Raw genomic sequence first — 13330 nt, 5'->3', positions numbered from 1 at the left:
AAATACAACGATTATGGGGTAAAACTAATTGGATATATTTCAGTTAAAGATACCAACAACCATAAAAAATTGCCATACTACGATGAGAAGAAATAAAATAGCAAACAGCTTGTTCAGCAATAATGACATACGAGATAAAATTTGTTGAATATAATAACAAAAACCAAGCATAAATAATCCACAATACTTATAAAAATAATCTAATACACTTTTTGGTTTAGCTTTGACAGCTGCATCATAATAAAAAAAGACAAGACGTTGGAAAGGGACAGATATTAATGCGAACATTATATTAGATGCTAGCCAAAATTGTACATAAGTACTAGGGTAAGGAATGTTGGCTGGGAGAAAAATTAAAGAAACTAGGGTAAAAATGATAAATGCAATAGCCATCCCCACCCATTCATTTCTTTCCCGTTTTTTTGTTATAGCCTGAATGATGCGATGTATGCTCAGTGTTGGTAGGTTAGGGACAAAGCAAGAGGGAAGAAACAGTAAAATAAAGAAAAGTTCAAAACCAGAGAAAAACGTGGAAAAGGTTACAAATGCATTATTTGTCCACTGATTTTTGTTGATTAGAAATAGAAATATAATGAATAAGAGAAAAAGGTGACTTTGCAAAAAGAAGCGAATGCCTCTTTTCAACGAAAATATTTCCGTTTCTTTATTTACTGGTGAGTTTGATTGTTGTTTGGCTTGAGAATGTGGAAGTCCATTTCTCATGGTATATATCTCCTTTTTGTTATCAATTATCATCTATTTGACAGTTATGACTAGCTTTCTGTCCTTAATTGAAAAAGTCTACAATAAATTTTTTTGCATTTGAAAATGAATTAGATATTGCTTTGTTTGCACTATCCCAAAACTCTTCAATATCTTCAACACGCTCTTCAACCCATCGACCAGCTGTTTCTCCCCAGTCTTTTACAGTATCTTCAACAAACAACGAGCCAACAAAGCCGACCGTTGCGCCGATAGCACCGCTGATAAAAGTTCCTACACCAGGAGCGACCATTGATCCTATCAGTGCCCCAGTAGACGTTAATGCTGCGACACCTGCGTCAAGCCCTAATCCTGCTATAAACCTTCCAGTCTTTTCGAACATAGACTTGTTTTGATTCGTGTCACTAAAAAATTCGCCACTGTTTGTAATAACTGAGAAAAAGACAGCTATATACGGAATTTTAAATTGTGTGGCTGTTTTGCTAACGTCTATTTGAACTTTATATTGCTTTATTAAATTTTTATCAAAGGCCAGTATTTTATGATGTTGTTCTACAATTTTCCCAAAACTGATTTTATTTGTTTTTGAATGCAAACCGATAAGCTCACGTAAAACACCGCTTGGAGTATTGTGATATTTTGCTAAAGCTCTTTTAATGATATTGTTAGAGTTTTTATCTCCTTTTTCTAATAATTGGTAGATTCTTTCTGCAAGCTTTGATTCGTATTTTTTATTTGCTCCTTTTACCCAAGTTGGTGATGCTTTAATAATAAAATTTCCTTTTCCATCTTTTGATAAAGTTAATAAACCGGTACGGAGAACGTGAACTGCAAGTAATCCTTTTGCAACACTAAGCCCGCCGTTGAATTTGCCAAGGGAATCCAGTCAGTCAGCGACGGCGCCCACAAAAGTGGAATCTCCCTCTTGTACAGACAGTTCAATCGCCTCATCAATCATTTTTTTGAACGTATCTGTTTCGGAAATGTAATTTTCGATTTCTTTTATTTGTTCTTTACTTAAGAAAACGCCGCCTTTTGTCCATTCGTGCAGTTTCTGGGTGAATTGACGAATTTGAGCGAGCTGCTCTTGCATCGATGTTAGACTGTGAGAGATGTTTTCATCAAGTTGTGCTAGCTCATGGACGGTTATATGAGTATGGTTTTTTGCTGATATGATTGAGTTCTGAAAAGACAAAATTTGAACGGGAATGCCATGAACCAAATCTGCCACGTCTAAAAAATATTGATTGATGCTATTGACTGTTTCTTCAGTGAAGTTTTCTAACTGATTAAGGCTTGTTTTTACTTCTGTTTCGATAAATTCTTCGCTTATAAAACCACTATTTGTTTCAAAATGTTCGATGATAACTAAAATATTTTTTAGTATTTCTAAATACTGATAAAGAAATTGATGCAGCAGGAGAATGGCAGGGATATGCAAAGTAGCAAAGTGTTCTTTAATCGCTTCACCGCCTTCCCCCTTTAAAGCATCGTCTAAATGGATGATTTTGTTCACAGCATCGCGAACAGCAAGAATTTGTTCTTTTTCTTGCTGTTTTTGACGGATCAATTGATTGGTTTCATGTAAAACTTCCGATACTTTTAATACCTTCATCATCTTGACTCCCCGTTATATGGTCATCTTTTTGGCAATATTTCGGTCTGTCTCCGCAAGGTTCTCAATATGTCTCCGAACATCGCTCTCAATGTGTAAAAGCGTATTTTTATAATCGGTGACGATTTGATAGTAGAGGTCTTCAATTGCTTTTATTTTTGTGATGAAATCAAGAGAGGAAACCGGAAATGACGGATGTGAATGGTTGGTGTTTAATTCGCCGATTTTACGTTTTAACTCGTCTAATGACGCTTCTACTTCCTTTAAATGGACTTTAATTTCTGTCATTGTGATCCCACCTGCTTACTGAGTCTTTAAATGAAGAGTCTTTAAATGAATGAGCTGGCTTCGTTTTGAAGAAATAGAGTTGGAAATGCTTGTATTCATCGCTTCTAGTTCCGATATCTTTTTGGAAATATCATTTAGAAGGTCTTCGGTTTGCTGAATAATGCCTGTGTACGCGTAATTGATGCCATTTCTTATATCTAAAAACATTTCGGCATATTTGCCCTGCCATGTATAGGGAGTGAGTTCGGGGTCAAATACAAGTGTTTTGTGATCAACCAATTCATTAAGTTCATTGGATATGCCGCTTTCGGCTTTTTTTAACCGTGCAATTTTTTCGTGATTATGTCGCAATTGGTTTTCAAGATTAGAAATATCATTATACAATTGGTGAATGATGTATTCTTTTTCCTCCATATTCATTCATCTTCCTTCAAAATAAATACTGTTTATAGAAAATATGGAATCCCATTATATATTTTACACAGCGTTTGTTTTCCAAGAAATACGAAACAGGGAAATTAAGGATTTGGAATCATTTTCTTCATAAAAATATGATAAAAAATACCCATTTGATTTTTGAAAAAGTTATTCAATCATCCTGTGTTTGAAAAAGAAACGCTTCTAAATGAGTTCGTGTGCCCGGTATAAGTGCAGTCTGTAGGAGGATGGTCCTGAGTTGTAAAGAAGGAAGCAGCTGTTAATATGGTGCAAGAGTGTCCGTGGCAACGCGGAATCGGGAGGAAGCGGGCGCAAACTTCCGGTTTGAGAGACACCATAGAACGGTACGTACGGTGGTGTGAGACGGCCAGGAGCAGCCTAAGGACGTTGTATCATAAAAGGTTTTTAAGCTGTCTTATATGATTACAAGATTTTATCTAACAAATGACCAAAGTTGAGTTATAATTTAGATAAAAAATAAAAGCAAGGAGCACGAATATGAACAAACGTCTTCTATCCGTATCTGCACTTGTTTTTTTCCTGTTTCTTGCCATATGGGCCGCGGTGGCGTCGGGAGCGACCAATGCGATGGATGAGCGGCTGCTGCAAATGTTTGATTCATGGGACTGGTTGGATGGCTTTACGATATTAGGCTATGGCTATTTCATCGGCATTGCGAGCATCCTGCTAGTGTTGTTTTTATGGTTTTGCAAGCGCGATTATTACGGCATGGTGCTTGTGTTGGTCGCTGTCGGCGGCGGTTACGGGATGAACACGTTCATTAAGGACCTTGTCGGGCGGGCGCGGCCGCCATTTGCGCAAGGGGTGCACGGGTTTAGCTTTCCGAGCGGCCACGCCGTGGTCGGCAGCATTTATTTGTTGTTAATCGCGTATTTTCTAAGCAAAGAAGTAAAGAAAGCATCCCAGCGGTGGATGATTTTTTTCATTTTTGGTCTTCTTGCGTTATTGATAGGGCTTAGCCGCTTAAGCCTTCAAGTTCACTACCCGTCTGACGTTTTGGCAGGGTTTTTGTTGGGAATTGCTTATCTCTCCGCTTGTATTTCCGTTTATCAATTTTTTTATAGTAGAATGGCCTCTTGGGAACAAAGCGAGAAGACTTCAAAACCAGCGAATAAATAATGGAACGAGGGCGAATCAATAGACTCGCCCTCGTCTGTTTCAAAGCGGAAAAGCAATGATTTATCGGAATGTTTCTAATAGTTTTCTTTTCTCATTAATGACAATAACAGGATTCTTTTTTGAATCAAGTGTTTGGATGATTTTTAGCAAATTTTTTTCGGACATGGCGACACATCCAAGTGTATATCCAGAAGGACGCGACCAAATATGTAAGAAGATGGCGCTTCCTTTTCCTTTAACAATAGGGTTGTCATTATATCGTATGACAACGGCATATTTATAAAGTGGATGATTTAATCGTTCAAACGATTTCCAACGTGTTTTTGGATTTCCTAGGTAATGAATCCATTTATTATAATCTTTTGATGATGGATCATCAATCCAATAATCGTACTTTGTTGTTTGCCGGTATGGGATTTTGATGCCAGATGGTTTTTTTGCACTGCCAAACGCGGTGCCAAGAGGATAGATGCCAACTGGAGTTTTGCCGTCTCCTTCTTTCTTGTTCTCTGTAATGCCGTTTTTTCCGACAATCACATCGATATTGGAAAATACTTTTTTCCATTTTCCATTTTCTTTTTGATAGAAAACAAGCTTTCCGTTTCGTGCTTTTGCGTAATCTGTTGTGACGATGATTACTTGTTCATTCTTTTTTAGTTTGTTGAGCTTTTCTAGCAATTTTTTTTCATCAAATGGTGAAGCTGCAAATGATTCAAATGGGAAAATGCCGATGAACATTAAACATAGCAATAAAAGGGAAATTTTCCTCATTTTTGTCCTCCTTTAAAAACATGTCTTCCCTTATGGAGGGACGGTCTTTTTTATGTCTTATAGTATGTTACTCTATGTATCATTGATTTTCAATAAGCTGTTTATAGCAATGGGGACGATCCAACTGTATTTCGCCCCTCCAATATCAGGTTCATCTCCGCTAAGCAGGAAAAGCCGATTCCTGTAGGCGGCAGTCAAGTGACGGTGCAAGCGGCGGCCTTTATAAACAAAGGCAATGGTCAAAATTATGGCGGTTTGTCATCGGCATCAGCGATAGTGAACGGAACGTATCATAGACAGGGATACGCTGTTCTTAAAACCAAAAAATAGGATAATCAATATGTTTTGGACTGCGTGTCTAATCTATTTCGCATAAACATCCATTCCTGATTTTGATAGGGAAAGGATGTTTATGTTTTGCTAGAAAGAACAATTAGTTATCACCAACATACCGCCGCAAAACACGGTCAACCGCACTGCCATACGTTTCTCCGAATAAGTTCAAATGCACAAGCAAATAGAAAAGCTGATATAATTGTTTTCGTTCGTGATAATCGGAAGAAAGCGGCATGAGTTCGTTATATGCCTCATAAAAGCGGCTAGGGAATCCGCCGAATAGTTCGGTAAAGGCGATTTCAAATTCATAGTGTCCGTAAAATACAGCGGGATCAATCAAATACGGAACGCCGTTTGCGCCAACGATCCAGTTTCCGCCCCAAAGATCGCCGTGCAGTAAAGATGGGGAGCACGTTTCAGGAAGCCATCGTTCAAGAGAAGCAAGGAGCTTCTCCAGCTTGTTTCTTCTGCGCGCTGGCATTCGCCCCTTTTGTTCGGCAAGTTCGATTTGCGGAAGCAGGCGGCATTCCCGGTAATAGTCGACCCAGTTTTCATACCATCCGTTTTTTTGGGGCAATAGCCCAATATAGTTGTCTTCCACAAACCCAAACGAAGGACCGTAACATTGATGAAGACGTGCGACGGCATAGCCGAGTTGTTCCGCGGTCTTGCTTGTTTCTTCTCCTTCAACCCATTCAAGAATAAGAAAGCCATAGTCATTTGTTTCTTTGACGCCATAAACAGAAGGAACGTTGATGGCATTCGCCTTGCGAAGCGTCTCAAGCCCCGTCGCTTCGCATTGGAAAAAGCGAGGCGGAAGGGAATGGCGGATTTTCACAAAGTACGGCTGCCGCTCGCTTTGGACGAAAAACGCCTCGTTAATATCGCCGCCGTATACCCGTTTGTATTGCAAGATGGCCGATGAATCGCCGATGTGTTGAAGCGCTTCTGCGATGATCGTTTCCGTTTTCATGAATCATTCCCCACTTTCCACTCACGGTCAATGTCGCGAAGGACGTCGCCGATTTTCCGCTCATGAATGACGATATCCGCAATATCATCGAATTCCGTCGGCTCCCAGTTTACAATAACGACTTTCGCACCGTTTCGTTTGGCAACAAGCGGCAGCTGATTAGCGGGCGATACTTGAAGCGAAGAACCGAGGACGATCAATAAATCGGCTTTTTGCGCTGCCTGCCATGCTTGTTCAATGGCGTCTTCCGGAAGCATTTCTCCAAATAGGACAACGGAAGGACGCAAAAAACCGCCGCAGTCGCACTCGAATTGGTTATGCAAATATACTTCGCTGTCTAATGTGTTTCCACATCGCTGACAGTGGACCGTCCGAAGCGAGCCGTGCAGTTCAATGACGCGCTGGCTTCCTGCTTGCTGGTGAAAGCCATCTACATTTTGCGTAATGATTTGTTTAATCAGCCCACTCCGTTCCCAGTCGGCTAAAATGGCGTGCCCTTCGTGCGGTTTGCACGATCGGAGGGTGCGGATGCGGTATTGGTAAAATTCGATAAATGCTTCGCGATGATGTTCAAGAGCGTAGGTGCTTGCTAATTGTTGCGGATTAAAGCGATTCCATAAACCCGTCTTAGCCGAACGGAAGTCAGGGAGTCCGCTTTCCGTAGACATGCCCGCTCCTGTCAAGACTACGGCGTAACGGGATGACGATAACCATGAAGCAATCATGTTATTCCTCTCCTTTACAGAAAACTCGTTATTTCTATTTTACATGATGAGGCCGATTTTCCCTATTATCCTATTTGACAAGCATTTTTCTTTTGATTTTTTCCATCTTACGGTATGATAAAAGTGTAAGTAAAAAATAGATAAGGAGGCATGATCATGAGCAAAAAAGTATTGATTGTAACCGGAGATGCGGTAGAAGCGCTAGAAGTATATTACCCATATTATCGTTTATTAGAAGAAGGATATGATGTAACGATTGCCGCGCCGAAGAAAAAGAAATTACAGACGGTTGTGCATGACTTTACTGGCTGGGATACATATGAAGAAAAACAAGCATACCTTATTGAGGCGCACGCGGCATTTGCCGATATCGACCCAACGCAATATGACGGAATCGTTATTCCAGGTGGACGCGCGCCAGAATATATTCGTCTTGACGCCGATCTTCAACGCATTGTTAGACATTTCTTTGAAGCGAATAAACCGATCGCTGCGATTTGCCATGCGTCCCTTATTTTCGAAACGATGCCAGATTTGTTGAAAGGACGCAGCTTAACTGCATACATCGCTTGCAAACCAGGTGTGGAAGCACTTGGGGCAACGTATGTATCTGACAGCACAACACATGTCGACCAAAACCTCGTTTCTGCACATGCTTGGCCGGACTTGCCTGTCTTCATGCGTGAATTTATTCGTTTGCTTCAAAAATAATGATCAAATCCCCTCAAGGCAGCTTGAGGGGATTAATGTTTATATGGCCGCGTCTTTCGCCTGGGCTGCTTCTGCTTTTCGGACGTTTGTTGCCAAGTATACCCCAATCAACACAAATGCACCGCCAATCAGTTGTGACGCGGAAATTTTTCCCCCTAATAAAAATGTGAACAACGCTGTAAATACGGCGATTAAGTTCAAATAAATGCCTGCGTAGCTTGGTCCAACCTTTTTGACAGCCATGTTCCAAAATAAGAACGAAAAAACGGATGGAAACAAACAAATATAGCTGATGCCAATCCATCCTTTCCCGCTTAACTCAGCGAGCGGAATCGGCTGCAAGAAAAGAAACGGAAACAACAAAATAATGCTGAAAAATACGGAACAAGTAGTCGCAGTAATCGGGGGAACGGCTAATTTTTTTCCGATAATCGAATAAAGCGCCCACACTACACCAGCGATGAGCATCATCAAATCGCCTCGGTTATAGCTCGTTTGGAAAATCCACTGCAGATGTCCGTTTGTTAAAATAAACAATACGCCGACTAGCGAAATGACAAAACCGATCACATTGATAAATGTCATACGTTCTTTTAAAAGAAAATACGACATAATCACGATAATGGCCGGGTTCAATGCGTTGACAATCGCCGCATTCATCGGTGAGGTATATTCCAATGCTCCGTAAAGAAGCAGGTTATAGCCAATAATGCCAAGAATACCGGCGATGCTTAATGGCAGCCAAAATTGCTTCATGATTTCTCCATAGCGCGGTCGTTCCAAAAAATAGGAGATGGGAAGAAGAAATAAAAACGCAACGCTCCAGCGGATGAATGTAAGCCATAGAGGGCTAATTTCTGCGATGACATATTTTCCAAATAGATAATTACCTGCCCAAAATAAGTTGGCTAACACTAAAAAGATTTTCTCTCTCATTCATTTCTCTCCTGTCTCGTCTTTTGATATTCCTTATTTTACTACATTTACTTCATGACGTGTTTGATATCCTGCATGTTGCTTCTTTTTTGAATGTTGTTTTATCTTTTCTGCATTTAGTGAATGGGAGTTTTCTCGGTATGATGTGTGTAATATGAGATTTTTTATGCAATGTGATAATATGATAAATACCATTAGCACCTTAGTATTAGTAAAGGAAGTGATAACGGTGACATTAACGATAAAAGTATATTCAGATTATGTATGTCCATTCTGTTTTTTAGCGGAAAAACCGCTACAAGAAGCAGCTGCGGGAAAAGACGTGCAAATTGAGTGGATGCCGTTCGAATTGCGTCCATACCCAAATGAAACGCTTCGTCCGGAAGGAGACTATCTACAAAAAACATGGAAACAGTATGTATATCCTATGGCGAAACAGATGGGAATTCCGATCGTACTTCCGAGAGTATCTCCACAGCCGTACACTCACCTTGCTTTCGAAGGATATCAGCATGCAAAAGAAAAGGGAAAAGCAAATGAATACAATCACCGTATGTTTACCGCCTTTTTCCAAGAAGAGCAGGACATTGGCGATATCGATGTGTTAACAAAGCTGGCAGGAGAAGTAGGACTCGATGAAAAAGAGTTTCGCCAAGCTCTTGAGACGCGCAAATACAAAGAAGCGCACCAACGCGCACTCAAGCATGCGTATGAAGAAGCGAACATCACCGCTGTTCCGACGTTTGTCATTGGGGATACGGTTCTTACCGGTGTCTGTTCGAAAGAAACGTTAGAAAAAATTATTGAAGAAGAAATGAAAAAACAATCATTTCGTGATTTTGGAGAAGGAATGGCTTGTGGAATAGACGGATGTTAATGTCAATGATGGATGTGTATCGTTTTTTTTTTTCGATAAGATAAGGGTTGTCTTTTTCCCTATATTGATATAACATGTGAACCGTGGGAATTTTTTTATATGGATAAAAATGTAAAAGAAAGGTAGAGTGTAATGGCATTACCAAGTGGCGCAACGATGAACATCACGATTCGTCTTCAATATGAAAAAGATCATGTCTCATTCAGCGATATCGCCGCTGCGATCGGAAAAGCAGGGGGAGATATCGTCGGGATTGATGTTATTTCATCTAGCAAAGTACATACCGTGCGTGATATCACCGTCAGTGCGTTAGATACAAAACAATGCGATTTAATTATTGCAGCGCTGAAAAAAATTCAGGGCGTTAAAATTATTCACGTATCAGATCGTACGTTTTGGATGCATATCGGTGGAAAAATCGAAACGAACTCGAAAATTCCGATAAAGACGCGTGATGACTTATCACGGGTTTATACGCCAGGGGTAGCGCGAGTATGTAAAGCCATTGCGGAAGACCCAAAAAAAGCATATTCCTTAACGATTAAGCGCAATACGGTGGCGGTCATTTCCGATGGTACAGCGGTGCTTGGGCTTGGCGATATCGGACCTTACGCGGCGATGCCAGTGATGGAAGGAAAAGCGATGTTGTTTAAGCAATTTGCGGGCGTCGATGCCTTCCCAATCTGCTTAGATACAAAAGATACAGAAGAAATTATTCAAATTGTGAAAGCGATTGCGCCAGCGTTTGGCGGCATTAACTTGGAAGATATTTCGGCGCCGCATTGCTTTGAAATAGAAAGACGGTTAAAAGAAGAGCTGGACATCCCTGTATTTCATGATGACCAACACGGAACAGCAGTGGTGCTGCTTGCGGGGCTATTAAATGCATTAAAAATTGTCGGCAAAAAACTAGAGGACATTAAAGTTGTCGTAACGGGAATCGGCGCCGCTGGAATTGCTTGTACGAAAATTTTGCTGGCAGCCGGTGTGCGCAATATTATCGGTGTAGACCGTCATGGTGCCATTCATCGCGACGAGAAGTACGATAACCCGTATTGGCAAGAATATGCGCAAATCACCAATCCAGATAACGAAAAAGGCAGTTTATCCGAGGTTATCGCGGGTGCGGACGTATTTATCGGCGTTTCCGCTCCAGGCATTTTAAAAGTCGATGATGTGAAAAAAATGGCGAAAGATCCAATCGTCTTTGCGATGGCCAACCCAGTGCCAGAAATCGATCCAGAACTGGCGGAGCCATACGTTCGCGTGATGGCGACAGGCCGTTCCGATTATCCGAACCAAATTAACAACGTTCTTTGCTTCCCAGGCATGTTCCGCGGTGCGCTCGATTGCCGCGCAAAAGAAATTAACGAAGAAATGAAACTCGCCGCGGCGAAAGCGATCGCTTCCGTCGTAACCGACGACGAGTTAAGCGAAACATATATTATTCCGAGCGTGTTTAATAACAAAGTGGTAGAACGAGTGAGACAAGCCGTTATTGAAGCGGCATATCGCACTGGCGTGGCGCGGAAAGATAACATTCCTTTAGGGGGATATACGGGAGAACAGAAATAAGGCTGTCGTTTGGACGGCTTTATTTCAGGATGTTGACGAAATGAAATGGGTTTCAGACATTTGTCTGAAACCCATTTTTTATAAAACCAGTGTATTTTGAAACGTAAATACATGCTTTCTCTCATTTTTTCACAAACTGACCGCAAGAAACTGATGGTTGTTCGCTTCAACCATGTGAGAAAAATATTTTCAAGGGGGAACCGTCTTCTTTGTGTTGCTTCTCATCCATTAGCTAGTAATGACTGAGTGGTTACTTATTTCGAAGGAACTTGACACGTTTATCATGGAAGAATGATAGATAAGAAAAAAGTCCCTATCGTCATCTGAAAAAACAGGAATATATCATGATTTATCCTTATTTTCCTTGTGCTACCATTTAAATAACGTATAAATGGAGGGAGAGGAAATCAAGTGTCGTCTTTATTGGAATCGATCGAAAAAGAAGTGAAACGAAGCGCCTATGAGGCGATGATCGATTGCCTGAAATCCTATCAGGTGCAGGGCAAGAAAGCGATCGAGGAATTTCAACATGACACTCGTGCATTTTATCGTGCAAATGACAAGTTGGTGTTATGTCAAGAAAATGGACACGTTAAACAGAGAGAAATAGCTGAGCTAAGCAGCTGCTTTTCTCTGATTATCGTAATATGCTGCTTCAAATTCACATGGTGATCGGGGGGTATTTACATTTGTTTGAAAAAAGAAACCCGCTAAACGGATGCCGTTTAGCGGGTTTGCATTTTTTGATCGTTGTCAATACTGTTTCGGTGAACAACGCGTTTTGAGGATGTAGGTGTTCACATCAACCTGCTTTTTTCGCCACTTTATCTTTTTGTTTGGTTGTAAGATTCCAATAAATAGGAATTCCGGATAATGTGATTAACACAGAAAGAAAAGCATCAAGCGGTTGATGGATGACGGTGCTTCCAATAATGTAAATCGCTCCTATAATCGCAACAATAGGCGTTACAGGATATAAAGGCACTTTATATAACGAATGATCGGACTTTTGATTTTTCCGCAACAAAAATACGGCGTAAAACGCTAAGCTGTAAAATGTGAAAACACTAAAAATGGCGATATCGGTCAAGCGATCAGGGCTGGTCATTAACATCATCGCCACAGCGATCGCTACTTGCAAAACGGTTGCTTGAACAGGAGTGTGAAACGTTGGGTGAACGCGTGATAAGAAACGAGCGCCAGGAAACAGTCCGTTTTCTGCCATCGCAAACGGCATGCGTGGGAATGTCAAAATTTTTCCATTTAAACAACCGAAAATGGAAATTAAAATGCCGATCGCAATTATTTTTCCGCCTACATCGCCAAATAGTAACGTTGCGGCTTCTTTTGCGGCGTTCGGGCCAAGCTCGACAATTTTACTAGCAGGAAGTACGTGAAGGATCGCGATATTAACGCCTAAGTAGCAGAGCATGACAATGACAATTCCAGTAATAATGGCTTTTGGCAATGTTTTCGCTGGATTTTTCATTTCGCCCGCCACAAACCCGACGTTCATCCAGCCGTCGTACGCCCAAAGCGTCGCTAATACGGCAGCGCCCATGCTGATTGCTTGGCTGCTTTCGCTTTCCATTCCGAACACAGGCACATCTCCTTGAATCATTCCAAACACGATAATAAGGAAGATCGGAAGCAGTTTTGCTAATGTTAACAAGCTTTGAACAGCTCCGCCATATTGTGTTCCTAGTATGTTAATAAGCGCAAGAAAAAGAACCGCTAAAATTCCGATCCATGTTTCCGTCTGTTTCGAAAAACCAAACACCCCTGCAAATAACGAACCGAAGTATAATCCGAGCGCTCCGATCACCGCTGGGCCATAGATGATCGTTTGCACCCATCCGCATAAAAAGCCCCAAAACTTTCCGTACACCTCTTCTACATAAGTATATAGCCCTCCGGTTTTCGGAATTTTTACGCTCACTTCTGCGATCGTTAACCCGCTCGCTAATGTAATGATGCCACCGATGACCCATGCCCATAGGGCCATTGTCGAATCACCAGCGGCGGCGATGACAACGCCTGGTTTCATAAAAATGCCGGAACCGATGACCGTGCCGATGACTAAAGATGTTGCAACGATAAAGCCAATGCTTTTTCTTAATTCAGCCTGCTCCATTTTGTTCACCTCAAAAAGACAAATGTTTTTTCTATAAGTACAGGAACATTATAGCATAAGAGTAAGTAAATTATTATTTTTTGAAAAT

The 13330-nt window shown here is 41.1% G+C and carries 14 protein-coding genes; 4 read left to right on the top strand and 10 right to left on the bottom strand.

All coding sequences use genetic code 11. The features are described 5' to 3' along the window. Positions 1–39: 39 nt before the first annotated feature. The 5 genes from QSJ37_RS04330 to QSJ37_RS04310 all read right to left on the bottom strand — a co-directional run bounded on the left by QSJ37_RS04330 (position 40) and on the right by QSJ37_RS04310 (position 3040). Positions 40–723, bottom strand: coding sequence for a hypothetical protein (locus tag QSJ37_RS04330; RefSeq protein ID WP_285754015.1), 684 nt, complete (start codon positions 721–723; stop codon positions 40–42). A gap of 64 nt (positions 724–787) precedes the next feature. Continuing rightward, positions 788–1318 carry a hypothetical protein gene (locus QSJ37_RS04325; protein ID WP_285754013.1) on the bottom strand — a complete coding sequence of 177 codons (531 nt, stop codon included), beginning with the start codon at positions 1316–1318 and terminating at the stop codon, positions 788–790. Positions 1319–1609: 291 nt separating this feature from the next. Then, positions 1610–2341, bottom strand: a complete 732-nt coding sequence (locus tag QSJ37_RS04320) for an LXG domain-containing protein (protein WP_285754011.1) — start codon at positions 2339–2341, stop codon at positions 1610–1612. Between the two features lie 12 nt (positions 2342–2353). After that, positions 2354–2626 (bottom strand): YwqI/YxiC family protein, encoded by a 273-nt coding sequence (locus tag QSJ37_RS04315; RefSeq protein WP_125010072.1) that lies wholly within the window; start codon positions 2624–2626, stop codon positions 2354–2356. Between the two features lie 15 nt (positions 2627–2641). Next, positions 2642–3040 carry a YwqH-like family protein gene (locus QSJ37_RS04310; RefSeq protein WP_285754007.1) on the bottom strand — a complete coding sequence of 133 codons (399 nt, stop codon included), beginning with the start codon at positions 3038–3040 and terminating at the stop codon, positions 2642–2644. A gap of 522 nt (positions 3041–3562) precedes the next feature. Here QSJ37_RS04310 and QSJ37_RS04305 point away from each other — a divergent pair. Then, complete coding sequence (locus QSJ37_RS04305) at positions 3563–4204, top strand: phosphatase PAP2 family protein (protein ID WP_285754005.1); 642 nt, start codon at positions 3563–3565, stop codon at positions 4202–4204. Positions 4205–4264: 60 nt separating this feature from the next. On the opposite strand, the gene QSJ37_RS04300 is transcribed toward QSJ37_RS04305, so the two are convergent. From QSJ37_RS04300 to QSJ37_RS04290, 3 genes are all read right to left on the bottom strand, one after another. Continuing rightward, complete coding sequence (locus QSJ37_RS04300; protein WP_285754004.1) at positions 4265–4975, bottom strand: L,D-transpeptidase family protein; 711 nt, start codon at positions 4973–4975, stop codon at positions 4265–4267. Positions 4976–5408: 433 nt separating this feature from the next. Continuing rightward, the gene (locus QSJ37_RS04295) at positions 5409–6284 is read right to left on the bottom strand and encodes a fructosamine kinase family protein (protein WP_285754002.1); all 876 of its coding nucleotides are present in this window, start codon (positions 6282–6284) and stop codon (positions 5409–5411) included. Beyond that, positions 6281–7009 carry an NAD-dependent deacylase gene (locus QSJ37_RS04290; RefSeq protein WP_285754000.1) on the bottom strand — a complete coding sequence of 243 codons (729 nt, stop codon included), beginning with the start codon at positions 7007–7009 and terminating at the stop codon, positions 6281–6283. The genes QSJ37_RS04295 and QSJ37_RS04290 overlap by 4 nt, the downstream gene beginning before the upstream one ends. Before the next feature lie 156 nt (positions 7010–7165). Here QSJ37_RS04290 and QSJ37_RS04285 point away from each other — a divergent pair, with 156 nt between their 5' ends. Continuing rightward, entirely contained in the window at positions 7166–7720 is a 555-nt protein-coding gene (locus tag QSJ37_RS04285) for a DJ-1/PfpI family protein (protein WP_015863676.1), read from the top strand. 39 nt (positions 7721–7759) lie between these two features. On the opposite strand, the gene QSJ37_RS04280 is transcribed toward QSJ37_RS04285, so the two are convergent. After that, positions 7760–8656 carry a DMT family transporter gene (locus QSJ37_RS04280; protein WP_285753997.1) on the bottom strand — a complete coding sequence of 299 codons (897 nt, stop codon included), beginning with the start codon at positions 8654–8656 and terminating at the stop codon, positions 7760–7762. 229 nt (positions 8657–8885) lie between these two features. On the opposite strand from QSJ37_RS04280, the gene QSJ37_RS04275 reads away from it, so the two are divergent. Beyond that, positions 8886–9533, top strand: coding sequence for a DsbA family oxidoreductase (locus QSJ37_RS04275; RefSeq protein ID WP_285753995.1), 648 nt, complete (start codon positions 8886–8888; stop codon positions 9531–9533). A gap of 132 nt (positions 9534–9665) precedes the next feature. Then, complete coding sequence (locus QSJ37_RS04270; RefSeq protein WP_285753993.1) at positions 9666–11108, top strand: NAD-dependent malic enzyme; 1443 nt, start codon at positions 9666–9668, stop codon at positions 11106–11108. A gap of 802 nt (positions 11109–11910) precedes the next feature. Here the strand turns inward: QSJ37_RS04270 and QSJ37_RS04260 are convergent. Next, complete coding sequence (locus QSJ37_RS04260; RefSeq protein WP_285753991.1) at positions 11911–13242, bottom strand: APC family permease; 1332 nt, start codon at positions 13240–13242, stop codon at positions 11911–11913. Between the last annotated feature and the right edge of the window lie 88 nt (positions 13243–13330).

Origin of the sequence: Parageobacillus sp. G301, assembly GCF_030268025.1 — a bacterium.
In the GTDB taxonomy this organism is placed as follows: Bacteria; Bacillota; Bacilli; order Bacillales; family Anoxybacillaceae; genus Parageobacillus_B; species Parageobacillus_B toebii.
The sequence above is the reverse complement of the archived record's forward strand: the minus strand, read 5'-3'. Positions and strand labels throughout refer to the sequence as shown.

Coding starts and splice junctions, on each gene's coding strand:
- QSJ37_RS04330 (WP_285754015.1), bottom strand. CDS start 723: ATGAGAAATGGACTTCCACATTCTCAAGCCAAACAACAATCAAACTCA.
- QSJ37_RS04320 (WP_285754011.1), bottom strand. CDS start 2,341: ATGATGAAGGTATTAAAAGTATCGGAAGTTTTACATGAAACCAATCAA.
- QSJ37_RS04315 (WP_125010072.1), bottom strand. CDS start 2,626: ATGACAGAAATTAAAGTCCATTTAAAGGAAGTAGAAGCGTCATTAGAC.
- QSJ37_RS04310 (WP_285754007.1), bottom strand. CDS start 3,040: ATGGAGGAAAAAGAATACATCATTCACCAATTGTATAATGATATTTCT.
- QSJ37_RS04305 (WP_285754005.1), top strand. CDS start 3,563: ATGAACAAACGTCTTCTATCCGTATCTGCACTTGTTTTTTTCCTGTTT.
- QSJ37_RS04300 (WP_285754004.1), bottom strand. CDS start 4,975: ATGAGGAAAATTTCCCTTTTATTGCTATGTTTAATGTTCATCGGCATT.
- QSJ37_RS04295 (WP_285754002.1), bottom strand. CDS start 6,284: ATGAAAACGGAAACGATCATCGCAGAAGCGCTTCAACACATCGGCGAT.
- QSJ37_RS04290 (WP_285754000.1), bottom strand. CDS start 7,009: ATGATTGCTTCATGGTTATCGTCATCCCGTTACGCCGTAGTCTTGACA.
- QSJ37_RS04285 (WP_015863676.1), top strand. CDS start 7,166: ATGAGCAAAAAAGTATTGATTGTAACCGGAGATGCGGTAGAAGCGCTA.
- QSJ37_RS04280 (WP_285753997.1), bottom strand. CDS start 8,656: ATGAGAGAGAAAATCTTTTTAGTGTTAGCCAACTTATTTTGGGCAGGT.
- QSJ37_RS04270 (WP_285753993.1), top strand. CDS start 9,666: ATGGCATTACCAAGTGGCGCAACGATGAACATCACGATTCGTCTTCAA.
- QSJ37_RS04260 (WP_285753991.1), bottom strand. CDS start 13,242: ATGGAGCAGGCTGAATTAAGAAAAAGCATTGGCTTTATCGTTGCAACA.